Origin of the sequence: Novosphingobium sp. 18050 (assembly GCF_902706195.1) — a bacterium.
Lineage (GTDB): Bacteria > Pseudomonadota > Alphaproteobacteria > Sphingomonadales > Sphingomonadaceae > Novosphingobium.
On sequence record NZ_CACSJO010000029.1, the window covers coordinates 15,343 to 31,414 of the forward strand.

The 16,072-nt window shown below is 65.5% G+C and carries 15 protein-coding genes; 7 read left to right on the forward strand and 8 right to left on the reverse strand.

All coding sequences use genetic code 11. The features are described from left to right. The first annotated feature begins 6 nt into the window (after nucleotides 1-6). Genes GVL61_RS20640 through GVL61_RS20655 form a run of 4 tightly spaced genes read left to right on the forward strand, consistent with a single transcriptional unit; the run spans nucleotide 7 to nucleotide 4,395 of the window. Nucleotides 7-858: an SMP-30/gluconolactonase/LRE family protein gene (locus GVL61_RS20640; protein WP_159982542.1), complete on the forward strand. Its 852-nt coding sequence runs from the start codon at nucleotides 7-9 to the stop codon at nucleotides 856-858. Between the two features lie 29 nt (nucleotides 859-887). Next, entirely contained in the window at nucleotides 888-2,009 is a 1,122-nt protein-coding gene (locus GVL61_RS20645; RefSeq protein ID WP_159982543.1) for an aldose epimerase family protein, read from the forward strand. Between the two features lie 13 nt (nucleotides 2,010-2,022). Further along, complete coding sequence (locus GVL61_RS20650; protein WP_159982544.1) at nucleotides 2,023-3,174, forward strand: cellulase family glycosylhydrolase; 1,152 nt, start codon at nucleotides 2,023-2,025, stop codon at nucleotides 3,172-3,174. Between the two features lie 39 nt (nucleotides 3,175-3,213). After that, nucleotides 3,214-4,395 (forward strand): SGNH/GDSL hydrolase family protein, encoded by a 1,182-nt coding sequence (locus GVL61_RS20655; protein ID WP_159982545.1) that lies wholly within the window; start codon nucleotides 3,214-3,216, stop codon nucleotides 4,393-4,395. Nucleotides 4,396-4,467: 72 nt separating this feature from the next. Here the strand turns inward: GVL61_RS20655 and GVL61_RS20660 are convergent, their stop codons facing one another. The 4 genes from GVL61_RS20660 to GVL61_RS20675 are packed head-to-tail and all read right to left on the reverse strand — an operon-like array spanning nucleotide 4,468 to nucleotide 8,577. Beyond that, complete coding sequence (locus GVL61_RS20660; RefSeq protein WP_159982561.1) at nucleotides 4,468-5,460, reverse strand: family 43 glycosylhydrolase; 993 nt, start codon at nucleotides 5,458-5,460, stop codon at nucleotides 4,468-4,470. Nucleotides 5,461-5,489: 29 nt separating this feature from the next. After that, nucleotides 5,490-6,125 carry a 2-dehydro-3-deoxy-6-phosphogalactonate aldolase gene (locus GVL61_RS20665; RefSeq protein ID WP_159982546.1) on the reverse strand — a complete coding sequence of 212 codons (636 nt, stop codon included), beginning with the start codon at nucleotides 6,123-6,125 and terminating at the stop codon, nucleotides 5,490-5,492. Then, the gene (locus GVL61_RS20670) at nucleotides 6,122-7,018 is read right to left on the reverse strand and encodes a 2-dehydro-3-deoxygalactonokinase (RefSeq protein WP_159982547.1); all 897 of its coding nucleotides are present in this window, start codon (nucleotides 7,016-7,018) and stop codon (nucleotides 6,122-6,124) included. Before GVL61_RS20670 ends, GVL61_RS20665 begins: the two co-directional genes overlap by 4 nt. After that, on the reverse strand, nucleotides 6,991-8,577 hold the full coding sequence (locus tag GVL61_RS20675) for a sodium/solute symporter (RefSeq protein ID WP_159982548.1): 1,587 nt from the start codon (nucleotides 8,575-8,577) through the stop codon (nucleotides 6,991-6,993). The genes GVL61_RS20670 and GVL61_RS20675 overlap by 28 nt, the downstream gene beginning before the upstream one ends. A 208-nt stretch (nucleotides 8,578-8,785) precedes the next feature. Between GVL61_RS20675 and GVL61_RS20680 the strand changes: the two genes are divergently transcribed. Then, the gene (locus GVL61_RS20680) at nucleotides 8,786-9,892 is read left to right on the forward strand and encodes a glycosyl hydrolase family 43 (protein ID WP_235037819.1); all 1,107 of its coding nucleotides are present in this window, start codon (nucleotides 8,786-8,788) and stop codon (nucleotides 9,890-9,892) included. 55 nt (nucleotides 9,893-9,947) lie between these two features. On the opposite strand, the gene GVL61_RS20685 is transcribed toward GVL61_RS20680, so the two are convergent. The 4 genes from GVL61_RS20685 to GVL61_RS20700 are packed head-to-tail and all read right to left on the reverse strand — an operon-like array spanning nucleotide 9,948 to nucleotide 13,699. Next, nucleotides 9,948-10,805 carry a hypothetical protein gene (locus tag GVL61_RS20685; RefSeq protein ID WP_159982549.1) on the reverse strand — a complete coding sequence of 286 codons (858 nt, stop codon included), beginning with the start codon at nucleotides 10,803-10,805 and terminating at the stop codon, nucleotides 9,948-9,950. Beyond that, the gene (locus GVL61_RS20690) at nucleotides 10,802-12,154 is read right to left on the reverse strand and encodes a lipopolysaccharide biosynthesis protein (RefSeq protein ID WP_200844894.1); all 1,353 of its coding nucleotides are present in this window, start codon (nucleotides 12,152-12,154) and stop codon (nucleotides 10,802-10,804) included. The genes GVL61_RS20685 and GVL61_RS20690 overlap by 4 nt, the downstream gene beginning before the upstream one ends. After that, nucleotides 12,151-12,867 carry a nucleoside triphosphate hydrolase gene (locus GVL61_RS20695; RefSeq protein ID WP_159982550.1) on the reverse strand — a complete coding sequence of 239 codons (717 nt, stop codon included), beginning with the start codon at nucleotides 12,865-12,867 and terminating at the stop codon, nucleotides 12,151-12,153. Before GVL61_RS20695 ends, GVL61_RS20690 begins: the two co-directional genes overlap by 4 nt. 40 nt (nucleotides 12,868-12,907) lie before the next feature. Then, a complete protein-coding gene (locus GVL61_RS20700) occupies nucleotides 12,908-13,699 on the reverse strand; it encodes a hypothetical protein (RefSeq protein WP_200844895.1) in 792 nt (263 codons plus the stop codon). A gap of 189 nt (nucleotides 13,700-13,888) precedes the next feature. Between GVL61_RS20700 and GVL61_RS20705 the strand changes: the two genes are divergently transcribed. Next, nucleotides 13,889-14,557: a response regulator transcription factor gene (locus GVL61_RS20705; protein WP_159982551.1), complete on the forward strand. Its 669-nt coding sequence runs from the start codon at nucleotides 13,889-13,891 to the stop codon at nucleotides 14,555-14,557. Then, nucleotides 14,554-15,930: a HAMP domain-containing sensor histidine kinase gene (locus tag GVL61_RS20710; protein WP_159982552.1), complete on the forward strand. Its 1,377-nt coding sequence runs from the start codon at nucleotides 14,554-14,556 to the stop codon at nucleotides 15,928-15,930. Before GVL61_RS20705 ends, GVL61_RS20710 begins: the two co-directional genes overlap by 4 nt. The last annotated feature ends 142 nt before the right edge of the window (nucleotides 15,931-16,072 follow it).

Sequence of the window (16,072 nt, forward strand, 5' to 3'; positions counted from 1 at the left end):
GTAACAGTGACCACAGTGCGCATCATCGAACGCGACCGCGTCGACATGCTCGGCGAGGGCCTGTTCTGGTCGGCAGCGGACAGCGCGCTGCTGTGGACGGACATCATTGGCCAGCGTATCAACCGCCTGTACCCCGCGACCGGGCGGGTTGAGAGCTGGGGAGCAGGCGGTGCCGCCGGCTGGATTATCGGCCGGACGAGCGGAGGTTTCATGGCCGGCATCGGCCGCTCGATCACCAGGGTTACGCTCGATCCTCCCACGTTCGTGGCCGTGGCTGAAATCCCCGGCGAGCCGGAAACCAACCGCGTCAACGATGCGGTCGCCGATACGCAGGGCCGCCTCTGGCTGGGCACCATGCCGTTCTCCTGCGACGAGCCGGTGGGCAGTTTCTACCGCTTCGAGAAGGGCGCCCTCACCCGCGCCGCGCCGGATGCCTATACCATCCCCAACGGCCCGGCGATCGACCCCGAGGGCCGCTTCGTCCTGCACACCGACAGCGCGCTGGGCGTGATCTTCCGCTATCCGCTGGAAGACGGCGTACTGGGCATGCGCGAACCGTTCATCACGTTCGAAGACGGCTGGGGTTCCCCCGATGGCATGACCTTCGACGCCGAGGGGTACCTGTGGGTCGCCTGCTGGGGCGCATCATGCGTGACCCGCTTCGCGCCCGATGGCACGGTGGACCGGCGCATCGCCTTGCCCGCCACCCAGATCACCAACTGCACCTTCGGCGGCGAAGGGCTGGACCGGCTCTACGTCACCAGCGCCGCAAACGGCGTCGACGAGGAACTGGGCGGCGCGCTGTTCGAACTCGATCCGGGATGTAAGGGCCTGCCGCCCTGCCTCTACCGCGACTAAACAAGACTACGGGACTAGGAGGAGAGACAATGCTTCGGATTATGCCGACCGCCGCGCTGCTGTGCGCGGTTTCGACCCCCGCGCTATGTGCCGAGGCCAGGCGCGAAACCTTCGGCCAGATGCCGAACGGCACCAGCGTGGAAGCGGTGACGCTCACCAATGCCAAGGGCATGTCGGTACGGGTGATGACGCTGGGCGCTTCGATCCAGTCGGTCATGCTGCCCGGCAAGGACGGCAAGGCGGTGGACGTCGCCGTAGGGTATGACAGCCTCGACGGCTACGCCAGGGACGGGCAATTCTTCGGCGCCACCGTGGGCCGCGTCGCCAACCGCATCGCCAAAGGCAAGTTCACCTTCGACGGCAAGGACTACACCGTCCCCGTCAACAACGGCGCCAACTCGCTCCACGGCGGCACCAAGGGTTTCGACAAGGTCATCTGGACCATCCGCGAGATGAAGAAGGGCGCGAAAGCCAGCGTCACCATGCGCTATGTCAGCCCGGACGGCGACATGGGCTATCCGGGCACGCTGACCACCGACGCGACGTATGCTCTCGATGAGCAGGACCAGCTGACGATCACTTATACCGCCACCACCGACCGGCCGACGGTAGTGAACCTGTCCAACCACACGTACTGGAACCTCGCGGGGCCGGGCGCCACGGCGATGGACCACGTGCTGACGATCCCGGCAGAGCGCTACACCCCCACCGACTCCGGCTCGATCCCCCTGGGCGAGCACAAGAGCGTAGCGGGCACCGTGTTCGATTTCCGCAAGCCAACCCCGGTCGGCGCCCGCGTGCGCGATGGCCGGGACGAGCAGGTCCGCTACGCGCGCGGCTACGACCACAACTGGGTGGTGGGCGAAGGTGTGACGAAGGACGAGCACCTGATGGCCCGCGTCGTCGAACCCACCTCAGGGCGGGGTTTCGAGCTATGGTCGAACCAGCCGGGCCTGCAGTTCTATTCCGGCAACTTCCTGGACGGCACGATCACCGGCAAGTCCGGCCAGATCTACCGCGAGGGCGACAGCCTCGTCTTCGAACCGCAGCTGTTCCCGGATACGCCCAATCAGCCGCAGTTTCCGTCGGTCCGACTCGATCCGGGCAAGACCTACAGGAATGTCATGACCTACAAGTTCTTTACGCGATAAGAGGGGATTACCTGTGAAAACACTCGCAACCTGCCTGCTGGCGACCGTGGCGGCCCTCGTCGCCCTGCCCGCCGAGGCCCGCCCGCAGTGGACGCCCGCCGAAGCCAAGACCTGGTACGCCAGGCAGCCCTGGCTGGTCGGCTCCAACTTCGCCCCCGCCAATGCCATCAACCAGCTCGAGATGTGGCAGGCCGCGACCTGGGACCCCAAGCGGATCGACTACGAGCTGGGATTGGCCGAGGGCATCGGCATGAACACCATGCGCGTGTTCCTGCATGACCAGCTGTGGCAGCAGGACCCGGAAGGCTTCAAGAAGCGCATCGAAGAATTTCTGACGATCGCCGCGAAGCACAAGATCAAGCCGCTGTTCGTGCTGTTCGACAGCTGCTGGGACCCGGTTCCTGTGCTTGGACCGCAGCATCCGCCGATCCCCGGCGTCCATAACTCCGGCTGGGTGCAAGGCCCGGGCCTGCCCGCGATGCGCGACCCTTCGCAGGAAGGGCGTTTCAAGGCCTATGTGCAGGGCGTGATCGGCACCTTCGCCAAGGACGATCGTGTGCTGGGCTGGGACCTGTGGAACGAGCCGGATAACGGCGCCGACCAGTACAAGGGCCAGGAAGGCAAGCAGGAACTGGTCCTCGGCCTGCTCACCAAGGTGTATGGCTGGGCACGCGAGGCGGAGCCTTCGCAGCCGCTCACCTCGGGCGTGTGGCAGCATGACGACTGGAAGACGCCGTCCGCGCTCACCCCGATGGAGCAGTTGCAACTGACCCAGTCGGACGTGATCTCGTTCCACGACTATAACTGGCCCGAGAAGTTCCAGGACCGGGTGAACCAGCTCAAGGGCTATGGCCGCCCGATCCTGTGCACCGAATACATGGCGCGCGGCAACGGCTCAACTTTCGACGGCTCGCTGCCCATCGGCAAGCGCGAGAACGTGGCTATGATGAACTGGGGCTTCGTCGACGGCAAGACGCAGACCCGCTTGCCATGGGACTCGTGGAAGAAGCCCTACACGATGGAAGAACCCACGATCTGGTTCCATGAAGTGTTCCACACCGACGGCACGCCCTATCGCCAGGCCGAAGTCGACCTGATCCGCAGCCTCTCGGCAGCACCCAAGGGTGTGGTTCCAGCGCCGAAGAAGACGACAGCGGCCAAGTAAGGCTGGACATTTGACGGGGCGGCCGGGATGGAAAACACCATGCGTATTCCGATGATCCTGGCCGCTTGCGGTCTCGCCTTTCCCACCGTTCCCGCCGCCGCGCAAAGTTCGTCCGTCTGGGCCGGGGCATGGGGCTATGCACCTGCAGACAGCGGCGCAGGCGAACCCGTGCAGCCCGTCGGAACCTATCGCTATCGCGTGCGCCTCAGCCAGGCGGGGAATGCGATGCAGATGACCTTCAGCAATGCCGAGGGCGATGCGCCGCTGGCGATTTCGCATGTGACCGTCGCCAGCCCGGTCGGCACGGCGGGCACGGAACTGCTCGGCAATACCGTCCATCCCATCGTCTTCGGCGGCAAGTCCGGCATCGCCCTGCCCAAGGGCCGATCCGCCATCAGCGACCCGTTGGTCCTGCCGTTGATGAATGGGCAAGACGTGATCATAAGTGTCACGTTTTCCACGCCGACCCGGCCAGGACGCACCAACCTGGGCATGGAAATGGCCTTTGCGCCGGCCTCACCCCAGGCCGCCTTCACGCCGATCAAGGCCCGCCCCTATCTCTCGCTGGTCTCGGTGCGTGCGCCCGCAGCGCCCTGCACCGTCGTGGCCTTCGGGGACTCGATCACCGATGGCTATCTCGGCCTGTCCGCCCAGACGCGCGGCTGGCCCGGCCGCCTTGCCGAGCGCATGGCGCAGCTTCCCGCCGCCCGCCGCTGCGGTGTAGTCAACATGGGCATCAGCGGCAACCGCGTGCTTCGCGCGGGCCGCGCCACTTCCGCGCTGGAGCGCTTCTGGCGCGACGTGGCCAGCGTACCCAACGTGACCCACGTCATTTTCCTGGAAGGGATCAACGACATCGGCAACGGCGGCGCGGGCGCCGATGCGGTTTCGGCCGAGGACCTGCTGACCGGCTACCGCCAGTTCGTTGCCCGCGCTCATGCGCTGGGGATCAACGTGATCGGCGGCACCATCACTCCCGCGCTCAAGGCCGGGTACATGTCGCCCGCCAAGGAACAGACGCGCCAGGCCGTGAACACCGCGATCCGCACGGGCAAGCTGTTCGACGGCGTCGTCGATTTCGACGCGGCGGTGCGCAATCCCGCCGCGCCAGCGGACCTGCGGCCCGAGTTCGATCCCGGCGATCACTTGCATCCCAACGATGCCGGGTTGAAGGCAATGGGCGACGCGGTAAATCTGGCGCTGCTGACGCCCAAGGGGTGATAGCAGCCCTTCCTCTCCACCGGGGGAGGGGGACAATGCGAAGCGGGGTCCCCCTCCCTGTTCCGGGAGGAACTATGGCATCGGCGCTGGCACCGGATCGCCTGCGCGGGAAGGCACCGGGAATACCGGCATCCCGTCCTTGCTCCATTCCATGCGCTGCACGCGCGGCGAGCGGGTTTCGGTGCACTTCATGCCAGCCCCGTCGTTGCCGTGGTAGACGATCCACGTCTGCTTGCCGCCGTCGGTGGTGAAGAAGCCGTTATGCCCCGTCCCGTAAACGTTGTTCTGCGGCGCCTTGGCCAGCACCGGACGCGGTGATTTGACCCAGCTTGCCGCACGCAACGGATCGCTGCCCGGCTTGGCGTGAAGCAGCCCCAGCGCATAATCGTCCGACCAGCAGGCGCTCGCCGAATAGGTCAGGAACAGATCGCCCTTCGGCCCGGCCAGAAATTCCGGCCCTTCAAGAATTTGGCGCCCACCCTGCCGCTCGAAAGGAAGGTCCGGGCGCGCGATCACCGTTTCGCCGGGGCCAAGCGTCCAGGGGTTGGTCATCGGCGCGATGGCCAGCACGCTGTCCGGGCCGTCATAGGCGGAGTAAACGAAATAACGCTTGCCGCCATGCTCGAACACGGTGCCGTCAAGCCCGGTCATGCCGGTAACGATACGGCCACGGTCGATCCATTCGCCGGTCAGCGGATCGGCGCTGGCGTTCTCCAGCACGAAGACGCCCCGGTGCGCGTCATCGTCGTGCCCGGCCTCGGCAGCGGTGTAGTAAACGTACCACTTGCCGTCGATGCGGTGCAGTTCGGGCGCCCAGATCGAGATGGCGTTCAGGCCCGTGGCGGGCGGCGTCCAGATCACATGCTCGGGCGCATCTGCCAGTTTCGAAAGGTCATCGGTCTGACGGATCGCCAGCCGGTCGCCCTTGGTGCCCATGAAGTAGAAGGTCGATCCGTGGTGGACGATCCACGGATCGGGACCGCTTGCGAGCAGCGGGTTGGTCAGCGTAGCGGCGACCGGCGAACCTGCGGTGGTGGCTGCGCAGCCACCCAGCGCCAGTGCCATTCCCAGTGCGATGGGGACGATGCCGCGGATCACGCCCGGTTCTCCAGTTCGGCCCAGGCCTTGGCAAAAGCACGCGCATTGGCGGCGATCTCCTGCGTGGTCAGGCCCGCCTTGTAGAGCGCCGAGCCGAGGCCGAAGCCGTTCGCCCCCGCCGCGAGCCAGGGCTGCATGGTATCGGGGCCGATGCCGCCCACGGCGAACAGCGGTGTCTCCCTGGGCAGCACCGCGCGCTGTGCTTTGATAACCGCCGGGCTGGCCGCCTCCGCCGGGAAGAGCTTGAGGCCGCTGGCGCCCGCCGCGAGCGCCGCGAAGGCCTCGCTCGGCGTAAAAAAGCCGGGCAGCGAGACCATGCCCCGCTTCGCGCTCTCGGCGATCACGGCCACGTCGGTGTTGGGCGAGACGATCATGGTGCCGCCTGCGTCCTGCACCTGCGCGACTTGCGCAGGTGTCAGCACGGTGCCGGCGCCGACGATGGCAGCGCCTCCAAGACGGCGGGCCAGCTTTTCGATGCTGACCATCGGGTCGGGCGAATTCAGCGGCACTTCGATCAGACGGAAGCCCGCCTCGACCAGCGCCTCGCCGGCAGCCTCTACCTCGTCGGGACGGATGCCGCGCAGGATGGCGATCAGTGGCAGGGCAGTCAGAGCGGAAGCGAAATCGGTCATGGGAGGAGGCTCCTGATACGGGTGATACCGGCGACGAACGAGGCCTTGCTGTCGACGACAACGGCCTCACCCCCGGCGATGGTGATGGCGGCGGAATAGAGATCGGCCAGCAGTCCGTCGGCAAGCAGGTGAACCTGCTGGCCCGGCGCGATCCGCGCCCGGCAATCGCTGCCGATAAGCAGGCCGCTGACATAGGCCGCCGCAGCACCGGGCGCGCGGTGGCCAAGGACCGAGGCGGCCCGCACGCCGAAGAGCGCGGCGAGCAGGTCGGTATCGGCGCAGGCTTCCACGCCCTGCCGGAAATCGGCTCCGGCATCGACTTCGCCCGCCATCTCGCTGCCGATCAGGGCGTGGGCTTTCAGCAGCGCGAACATCTCGCCGGTCATGGCGGTGGTGAAGCCGGCGATGGCGCCATGCTTCATGACCGCCCACTTGTTATGCGTGCCCGGCTGACACAGCAGCGCATCGGCAGGCGCAAGCCCCGCCGCGACGGCGCCCAGAAGCTGCACTTCCTCGCCGCGCATCACATCGGCGCGGCTTTTGGTATCGACGCAGACGCCGGGGACGATGGCGACGCCTTCCTCCGGCGTGACGACGCCCGCCGCGAGCGCCTCGATCGTGGCGGCGCAGGCCACGTAGCCGGCGTCGTGCCAGCCCCGGTTCGAACCGACCATGCCTGCCATGACTACCGGCAACCCATCGAAACGGACGCGCAATTCGGCGACCAGTGCGGGGAAGCCACCGGCGGGAACGGCAAGGATGCCCCGGTCATCACGCTCGGTCGCGACGACTTCGCCGTTCTCGATCCGGTAGGCTCGGCGGTTGGTGGTGCCCCAGTCGACCGCGATGAAGGGGGCGGCTGCGCTCACCAGAACACCGCGTAGAGGACACATAGGACGAGAAACACGGCAATCGCTCCTGCATTGAAGCCGGTCGACGTTGCATACTTCACGTCGCCGGTCGAGATGGTGTGCCTGTCGGGCCGCGCGGGGGTGAGCAGCGAAACGGCTACTGCCAGGACAAGCGCCGCGAGAAAGACGATCCCCATGCGGTCCATGAACGGAACGCCCGGCGTCCAGACCTTCAGTCCCCAGGACAGCAGCACCGAAGCCACCGCCGCGCTGATCGCGCCCGGTTCGTTGGCGCGGCGCCAGAACAGGCCAAGCAGGAAGATCACGGTGATGCCCGGCGTGAAGAAGCCGGTGAATTCCTGGATGAACTGGAAAGCCTGCTCGCTGGAACCCACCAGCGGACGCGCGGTCAAAATGGCGATGACGATGGCGACGACCGCCACGATCCGCCCCACCCGCACCAGCTTCCGGTCAGCGGCGACGGCATCGCCGTCAGCCGGGGCGCCGCGAAATTTCGCCCAGACGTCAAGGGTGAAGATGGTTGCAATGGAATTGATCTTCGAAGCGGTGGAAGCGATGATCGCCGCCACCAGAGCCGCGAAGACCAGCCCCAGCAGACCCGGCGGCAGCAGTCGCATCATCGTCGGATAGGCCTCGTCCGCCTTGGTGAGGTCAGGCGCGAGGATGACGGCGGCGATGCCCGGAAGCACGATGATGATCGGCATGAAGAGCTTGATGAAGGCCGCGAACAGCATGCCGCGCTGTGCCTCGTCGATGGACTTGGCAGCCAGCGCGCGCTGGATGATGTACTGGTTGAAGCCCCAGTAGGACAGGTTCGCGATCCACATGCCGCCGATCAGGACCGAAAGGCCCGGCAGGTCCATGTAGTGCGGATTGTCGGGGTGCAGGATCATCTTGAAATGATCCGGCGTAACTTCGACGAGGTGTAAGAAACCGCCGATAACACCCTCAGCGCCGCCGATTTTTCCCAGCGTCAGGTACGCGATGATGAGGCCGCCCATCACCAGCAGGGTGACCTGCACGATGTCGGTCAGCGCCACTGCCTTCAGGCCGCCGCGCAGCTGGTAGAGCAGCGCGAAGACGCCCAGCACCACCAGCGCCACGTCCTGGTTGACGCCCGCCACCTGCGTCACCGCGATCGAGCCGAGCCAGATGATGCTGGTGAGGTTCACGAAGACGTAGAGGACCAGCCAGAACACCGCCATCAGCGTGCGGATGCCGGGTCCGTACCGCCGTTCGAGGAACTGCGGCATCGTGTAGATTTCATTGCGCAGGAAGATCGGCAGGAAGAACTTGCCGACGATCAGCAGCGTCGCCGCCGCCATCCACTCGTAGGAGGCGATGGCAAGGCCGATCGCATAGCCGGAACCGGACATGCCGACGATCTGCTCCGCCGAGATGTTCGCCGCGATCAGCGAGGCGCCGATGGCCCACCAGGGCAGGTTCTTGGAGGCGAGGAAGTAATCAGCAGAACCCTTCGGCCCTGCCCCCGGCTTGTCCCGGCTGACCCATTGGGCCAGCCCGAATATGCCGATCGCGTAGATCACCACTACGGCGATATCGATCGTTGCCAGTCCCATCTCGTCTCCCCGGATATCTTGCTTCGCAATGATAGGTCTTCCGGCCATCGACCCGTCGCGCTCGCAGGCGATCCAGCAAGCACATCGAATCAGCCGATCCGGCCGCGACACCCTCCATAACGACTAAAACCGTATTTATAAGATGAATCTTGACAATGCCTGGAGAAGGCGGCTTTTTGGCGTGACGTAGAAACATGGGAGAGAGAATTTGGAACGGGGCATTCCGCGCATAGCCGCTCGCCTGAGCCTGACCGCAGCAGGGTTGGCGGCCATCACCACCCTGACGGCACAAACGCCCCTCGCCGCGCAGACTGCGATGCCGGCGACTACCGAAGTGAAGCCTTCCGCTGAAGTCATTCCCGGCGCGCCCGAGACGCCGTACGTCAACCCGGACAAGGCCTATCTCTTCGCGCACATGACCAAGGAACGCTACGGCGTGCTCTACTACACGGTCAGCCGGGACGGCCTGCACTGGCAGCAGATCAACGGCGGCAAGCCGGTGTCCGAAGACTATCACGGCCACCCCTCGATCGCGCGCGGCGCGGACGGGCGCTATTTCCTCGTCGGCAACAAAAGCGACGAGGATCCCTTTATCCGCTTCTGGGTTTCCGACGATCTCGTCAGCTGGAAGCCCTACGGCACCTACAGGCCCGACGTGAAGAACGTGCCTGGCCTGCCCCACGCCTTGCAGCGCATCGGGGCGCCCAAGCTGTTCTTCGACAAGGCCTCGAACCAGTTCCTGCTGACCTGGCACACCGCCACCGTTCCCGGTGTGCCTGAAGACCCGGAACGCTACTGGGCCAGCCAGCGCACGCTCTACGTCCAGTCACCCGACCTCAAGGCGTTTGCGAAGGCTCCCAGGCGGCTGTTCGACTGGGACATGGCGACGATCGACACCTTCATCCAGCCCGAGGCGGACGGCAGCGGTTACTGCGCGGTAATCAAGGACGAGCGCTATCCCAGCTACAACTGGACGACCGGCAAGACGGTGCGCATCTCCTGCGCCAGGGAACTGCTTGGCCCTTACCCCCAGCCGGGCGCCCCGGTCAGCCCCAATTTCCGCGAGGCGCCCACGCTGATCCGTGCACCGGGCGGCGAGGACTGGCTGATGTATTACGAGCAGTATGCCGGAACCAGTTACGGCCTGTCCAAGGCGCCGCGCCTGTCAGGCCCGTGGTATCAGGTATCGGGCAATTCGGGCGTGCCTGAATGGAACCGCTTCGAAATGCCCGCCGGGCTGCGCCATGGCTCGATGATCGAGATCAGCAAGGTGCAATACGACACCCTCGTCAAGGCATTCCCCGCCGGCAAGTGATGGCCGAGCTGCCCATAAAGTGCCGCTGAGCCCGAGACCAGAAGCGTGACCGGCCTTAAAAAGCCGGCGCGCTTCGGTCTGTCGCAGTAACGGGATACCGCGCGGTCAGAGCCTCCAGACGGCAACGGATGTCGTCGGGCAGGGGGAAATCATCCTTGTGATAGTTTCGGTGCCCGGCCGATGCCTGTTCGACGAGATCGTCGTGCAGACTGCCCATCAAGCCGTTGATGGCACTGAGGAAGCGGGACATCCGGTAGGCCTGATCGTCGGGCTCCAGCGTGCGCATTGTGTCGTAGAACGAGACCTGCCGACTGACGACCTTGCGCATCGCATGGAAGCGGTGCCCGGTTAGCGCCTTGCCTTGTACCCACGACTTCAGGCGCGCAAATTCGCTCCGGCGAAAGGCGAGGAACCCCGCAGCGTCGTCGAGACGCACGGCGTCCACCTCGCGCTGGATCGTTGTCCATACCGGCCAGGTCAGCAGAGCGCGCAGCAGCAGCGCATAGCCCAGCACCGCTGCCCGCCGTCTGTTGCGAAACGCATCCTGAAGGTGCCCCATGACCACGACGGTCGAACGGAACAGCAGCGGCGCCTTGTGCCGCGCGCCGTAGAGCACCAGCGCGAAACGCAAGTGCTTGTAGCGGGCGCGAATGTGTTTGTAGCGCAGGCGCGCGTCCTGCGGCAGATCGCCGGTAAGCAGCAGCGTTGCCGTCAGTTCCCGCAAGTCCGCTCGAATGGCGCCGGCGCGCCAGAACTGCACGCACAAAGAAAGGCAGCGGCGCATCTCCTCCTGCGTGCATGCGACCGGAATCGGGTCCGGCAGACTGACCACGGGATCGACAACATCGTCCATTTCGACCGCTTCGAACATCGCATCAAGAACGGCCGGTGAGTAAGTGCTGCGCGCGCTCATGCCCGAGCCCCCTGCGACATGATATGCGAAAGGCTGCTCCGGTCACGATAGGCCCAGAGCGTGGGCAGCAGCATGAACACCGCTTTCAGACAGACGCCCGCGACATAGGCCAGCCCCGCACCCTCGATGCCGAACAGGTGGATCAGCATGAAGATCAGACCGGCATAGCCCAGCGCCGCCGCGCCTTCCGCGACCAGCGCCGCACGCTGCCGCCCGGCCATGTAGAGCAGGGATTCGAGCGGGAAGCTTGCCATCGTCACGATCAGCGATGCGGTCATGAGCTTCAGGAGATCGTAAGCCTCGACGTAGCGTTTGCCGAAGACCGCGCCGATAACCGGTTCGCCGCCCAGCATAACCAGCAGCAGGATCACAAAGCCGATCGCGCCGGAGATCAGCGCGCTGCGGATCGCGAGCTGCCACGGGTGGCGGCTGGTGGGATCGAGCCGCATGATCTCGGGATAGAAGCTGCGGGACAGCAGATCGGCGGGTTTGCTGGCGGAATCGAAGAAGGTCGATGCGATCTTGAACAGGCCCGCGCTGGTCGGGCCCAGCAGGGCGCCGACGATCAGGTTGCTGATCGGCCCCCAGGCGGCCCAGATCGAATGGGCGATGTTGGTCGTCCACACGAAGTCCCATGCGTTCGCCAGTCGCCGCCCCGGTCCTATGAGACCGGGGCGCAGTGCCCCGCGAATGCCCTTGCGGCGCAGTTCGGCGGCGGCCATGATCCACAGGCACAAGTCGCCGGCAAGGTCGGCGACGAACCAGGTGATCACGAAGCCGGTGAAACCGAAGTTCCCGAAGTACGAGACTGCGCCCCCGATCGCGCGCAGCAGCGGGGTGACAAGCTGCTGCACGGCTAGCTGGTCGAACCGGTCCAGAACGCGCAGGATGCCGGTGGGCGTGGCGGCGGTCATGGTCGGGATCAGGGTGCAATAAAGCATCGCGATGCCCACATCCTGCGCCCCGATGCCGAACCTTTCGGCCAGGAACGGCAACAGCAACAGCCCCCCGGCCAGCCCTAGCAGCCCGCTGGCAAGGTCAAGTCCGAAAGCAAAGCCAGTCACGTCGCGCAGTTCGTCCAGGTCCCCCCGCCCCAGCGCAGGCGCGCCGTAGCGCACGATGAACTGCCAGGTCTGGAACTTGACCACCGCACCCACGCCATTGGCATAAGAATGGATCAGGACCAGCGTGCCGAACAGCGCCGGCGTCATTCCGCGCCCTGCGCATGCGAGGGCGATAAGGCCCAGCAAGGCACCCAGCAGCTTGCTGGACCCCAGATAGGACGCATTGCGCAGGATCGTGCGGAACACTCCGTCGGCGAACCAGTGCTTCACGTTTAGGGCCTTCATCGCGCGGCACTTTTCACGCGGGCTGCCGTGCACGCCGCCAGACGCTCGTCAATCGCGGTCCTTGCCTGCGCAAGCACCTGTTCGAGCGGCTGCTCCGCGTCGATCTCGACAATCGGGGCACCTTCAAAGGTCAGGCGCGGCACGTCGGCGATCTTGCGGGCGAGCGAGGAGAAGCGGTGATCCGGCTTGCGGGCCACAGCAACGTCCAGCGAAACGTTGAGCCGCAGCACGAGGTCCGGGCTGTTGGCCACCATGCTCTCGTATTGCCGCCGCTCCGACCGCGCCAGCAGCCCGACCATGCCTGATCGGCGCGCCTGGGCCAGGCCCAGCCCGTCCATCGGGCCGGGCGCACCAAGCTGCGGGAAGCGGTCCGCGATGATCGCGTTACCGGCACGGCGCAGCCGCATCATCCGGCGAAAACGGCGCACCCGCCGCATCGAAAATACGAAGATGACCAGCGCTGCCAGCAGGCCGGGGCCCTTGTCGGTCTGCGCCCGCTGGGCTTTGGCATGGATCGACTTGTCCAGCTTTCCGCCGAGCAGCGGCAATCGGGCTATCCAGCGCCCGATATTGCCAGATTGCTTGCCGAGATGGCAGATTTTCGTCGGCACGCGCGCATCCATCCATTGCTGGAGCGCCTCGGTGACGGTCGATTTACCGGAGCCGTCGCAGCCGATGACCGCGATCAGGGGGGGAAGAGAAGTAGTGTTCATCGTGATGGCAGAAGCAGTTCAGTGAGTTAGGGGGAGCAGGTCAGGCGTTCAGGCCGTGGCGGCGCAGCACGGCAAGAACGGTTTCGAGGACTTCGCGATAGGGCCGGGTAGCGTCGACATCGACGATATGCGCGCCTGCGAAACCAAGTGTCGGGACCACGGCGATCTTCTTTTCGAGCATGTCCCGCTGGTGGTCCGACTTGCGCGCCAGTGCCGTATCGACATCGACGTTGAGGCGGATCACCAAGGTCGGGCGCCATGCCGACATCTCGGCGTAAAGCGCACGCTCGCGCGAGGCTAGCCGTTCGACCAGTGCCGAACCCTGGCGGGTCCAGGAGAGGCCCGGTCCGTCGAAGCTGCCCGGCACTTCGGCCTGCGGGTAGCGGTCGGTAATCACCTGAACGCCGTGGCGGCGGTAATCGAGCACCTTGTTGAACCGGCGAAGGCGCGCAAGCGACAGGCTGTACATCGCCAATGCCGTGACCAGTCCCGGCAGGCGTTTTTCCGGCCCGTCATGCGCCTTGCGCGCCTTGCCCGACAAATAGCGTTCGACGATTCCGCCGATCAGCGGAAGTTCACCGATCCGGCGCCCGAGGTCTCCGGTGCCAAGTCCCAGGTACATCGATTTTGTCGGCGCCTGCCGGTCCAGCAAGCTGACAAGATCGCGCGCCAGGGTGGACTTGCCCGATCCGTCGCAGCCGACCAGCGCCACGCAAGGAGCCAGTCCCGCCCGCGAACGCGCCGGCACGGAAGGCAAAGCGGCGGCGACGGTGCCCGAGGAATAGGCAATCTTGCGCGGCGGGTTATGCATCGTCATGTTTTCGTTAGCCATTTTCTATATCCCTTCGCAGCGGCCACGCTGCCGAAGGGCGCCTGCATGCAGGTCCGGGCGCAGCCTCTAACCTGCGAAGCTGATGCGAAGCTGATGAGCGAAAAACATTTTCGAGCGGTTTGACGCCCCTCCGGAGGTGGCGTACCCCGGTTGCTTACGTGACCTTTCAACCACGCTTGGAGCCATGCCTTGCCCCGCCTGCTGGTTGCGGAAGACGATGCCGATCTCGGCCCCGCGATGAAGCGGGCGCTCGAACTGGATGGCTACGTCGCCGACCTTTTCACCCGCGGCGACGACGTGCTCGCCGCCACCCGCGTCGCCAGCTACGACGTGATCCTGCTCGACCTCGGTTTGCCCCACATGTCCGGCCTCGAAGTGCTGCGCGAACTGCGCTCGGCAAAGGACGCAACGCCGGTCATCATCATCACCGCTTTCGATCGCACGCCCCACCGCGTGGCCGGTCTCGATGCCGGGGCAGACGATTATGTGGTCAAGCCGGTGGACCTTGAGGAACTGGCCGCGCGCATCCGCTCGCAGCTGCGCCGGAAGGATCGCCGGCAGGACGACAGCGTGAGCGTGGGCGCCGTCACGCTGGACTTCGCCGGCCACATCGCGGCTCTGGACGGTGAACCCGTTGCGCTGACCGCCAAGGAATTCCGCGTGCTGGCTCTGCTGATGCGGCGCAGCCGCCGCTTCGTTTCCAAGGCGGACCTCGAAGGCGAACTCTACGATCAGGACCAATGGGTGGAATCCAACACCGTCGAAGTCGCCATCTCGGCCCTCCGGCGCAAGTTCGGGCGCGACTTCATCCGCACCGCGCGGGGCCTGGGCTATATGGTAGGGTGCCAGGAGTCATGAGGCGCTCCTCACTCTCGACGCGGCTCTATCGGCGGTTGCTGATCCTGCTGTCGCTGACCGGGCTGGCTATGGGCGCCATTCTGTACACGGTCGCCAGCCGGGAGATCGGGCGCGCCTCCGATGCGCAGCTCGTGAATGCCTCGCGCCTGCTTTACATGATGATGCAGGACGAACTGACCCCCACCGTGCTGAAATCGCGCGGCGTGGCCCTTCGGAGCGCCGACGATCCCCTCCTCACCTCCGAGGAGAAGAAGGCGTTCAACGCATCGTATGACTGGTGCATGTTCGCGGTGTTCTGGGAAGGCAAGCCTGTCGCCCAGTCCGGCTGGGGCGCGCCGGTAAGCCTCGTGCCCCGCCAGCCTGGACTGCACGATTTTACCGCCGTAAGCGACCGCTGGCGCAGTTACGGCCTGCTGGGCCGCGATCCCCGTCTGCTGATCGTGGTGGCCGAGCGTGACGCCATGCGCGAATTCACCGTCCTGCCCGTCCTGCGCAAGCTGGCGCTGCCGATGCTCCTTCTACTCGCTGTCGGGATGGTGGTGCTTTGGCTGACGCTGCGTACCAGCCTGTCGGAGGTCGAACGGCTGGCATCCACGCTCAATGCCCGCTCGCTGGCCGATCTCACCCATCTCGAGCCGGGCGAATGGTCCCGCGATCTGGGGCCGCTGATCGTCGCGCTGAACAAGCTGTTCGCGCGTCTGGGGCAGGCATACGAGCTGGAACAGGCCTTCACCGACGATGTCGCGCACGAACTGCGTACTCCGCTCGCAGCGATCCGCACGCAGGCGCAATTGCTGCGCAAGACCAGCCCCGCGCTGCTCTCGGACGATGTAGGCAGGCTGATCGGCATGGTCGATCGCGCCAACGGGCTGATCGACGGCATGCTCACACTGGCCCGGCTAAATGCCACGCCGGTTTCCAACCGCTCCGCCGACATCCATGCGCTGGTGGGTGACGTGGTAGCGCAGGCCGCCGGGCAGCTTCCTGCGGACGCGATGGAATTCACCGTCACGCCCGATCATGTCGTACGCTGGCGATGCGACCCCGCCGCACTGCAGATCGCCCTGTCGGCGGTGATCGACAATGCCACGCGCCATGCCCTCTCCGGCGGACGGATCGACATCGCGATCGTACGCAGTTCCGCCCATCTCGCCATCTCCATCGGCGACCGGGGGAGCGGCGTCGAGCTGACCGACCGCGAGCGCCTGCTGCGCCGTTTCGAACGCGGCCCCTCAAAGGCATCCGGCAGCGGCCTCGGCCTGTCGATCGCCACCAAGGCCATGACCCTGTCCGGCGGAACGATACGGCTTGAGAACAGGCAGGACGGCCCCGGCCTGCTCGTTGTCCTCATGCTTCCGGCAACGACGGAATAGCGCGGCTGGCGCAAAACAGGAACATGCATCAATAGTGTTGTCTTGCTTCCCTGATGGTGTGACAACCCTACCAATATAGCCGCACAATAAATTTCACCGGCAACTGTCCGGCGATTCGACCCAGGCGGCGCACAGACCGGGA

What these genes read in the sequence shown, in the direction of transcription:
- GVL61_RS20645 (WP_159982543.1), top strand. Translation starts at nt 888, where the DNA reads ATGCTTCGGATTATGCCGACCGCCGCGCTGCTGTGCGCGGTTTCGACC.
- GVL61_RS20655 (WP_159982545.1), top strand. Translation starts at nt 3,214, where the DNA reads ATGCGTATTCCGATGATCCTGGCCGCTTGCGGTCTCGCCTTTCCCACC.
- GVL61_RS20660 (WP_159982561.1), bottom strand. Translation starts at nt 5,460, where the DNA reads ATGGCACTGGCGCTGGGTGGCTGCGCAGCCACCACCGCAGGTTCGCCG.
- GVL61_RS20665 (WP_159982546.1), bottom strand. Translation starts at nt 6,125, where the DNA reads ATGACCGATTTCGCTTCCGCTCTGACTGCCCTGCCACTGATCGCCATC.
- GVL61_RS20670 (WP_159982547.1), bottom strand. Translation starts at nt 7,018, where the DNA reads ATGTGTCCTCTACGCGGTGTTCTGGTGAGCGCAGCCGCCCCCTTCATC.
- GVL61_RS20675 (WP_159982548.1), bottom strand. Translation starts at nt 8,577, where the DNA reads ATGGGACTGGCAACGATCGATATCGCCGTAGTGGTGATCTACGCGATC.
- GVL61_RS20685 (WP_159982549.1), bottom strand. Translation starts at nt 10,805, where the DNA reads ATGAGCGCGCGCAGCACTTACTCACCGGCCGTTCTTGATGCGATGTTC.
- GVL61_RS20690 (WP_200844894.1), bottom strand. Translation starts at nt 12,154, where the DNA reads ATGAAGGCCCTAAACGTGAAGCACTGGTTCGCCGACGGAGTGTTCCGC.
- GVL61_RS20695 (WP_159982550.1), bottom strand. Translation starts at nt 12,867, where the DNA reads ATGAACACTACTTCTCTTCCCCCCCTGATCGCGGTCATCGGCTGCGAC.
- GVL61_RS20700 (WP_200844895.1), bottom strand. Translation starts at nt 13,699, where the DNA reads ATGGCTAACGAAAACATGACGATGCATAACCCGCCGCGCAAGATTGCC.
- GVL61_RS20710 (WP_159982552.1), top strand. Translation starts at nt 14,554, where the DNA reads ATGAGGCGCTCCTCACTCTCGACGCGGCTCTATCGGCGGTTGCTGATC.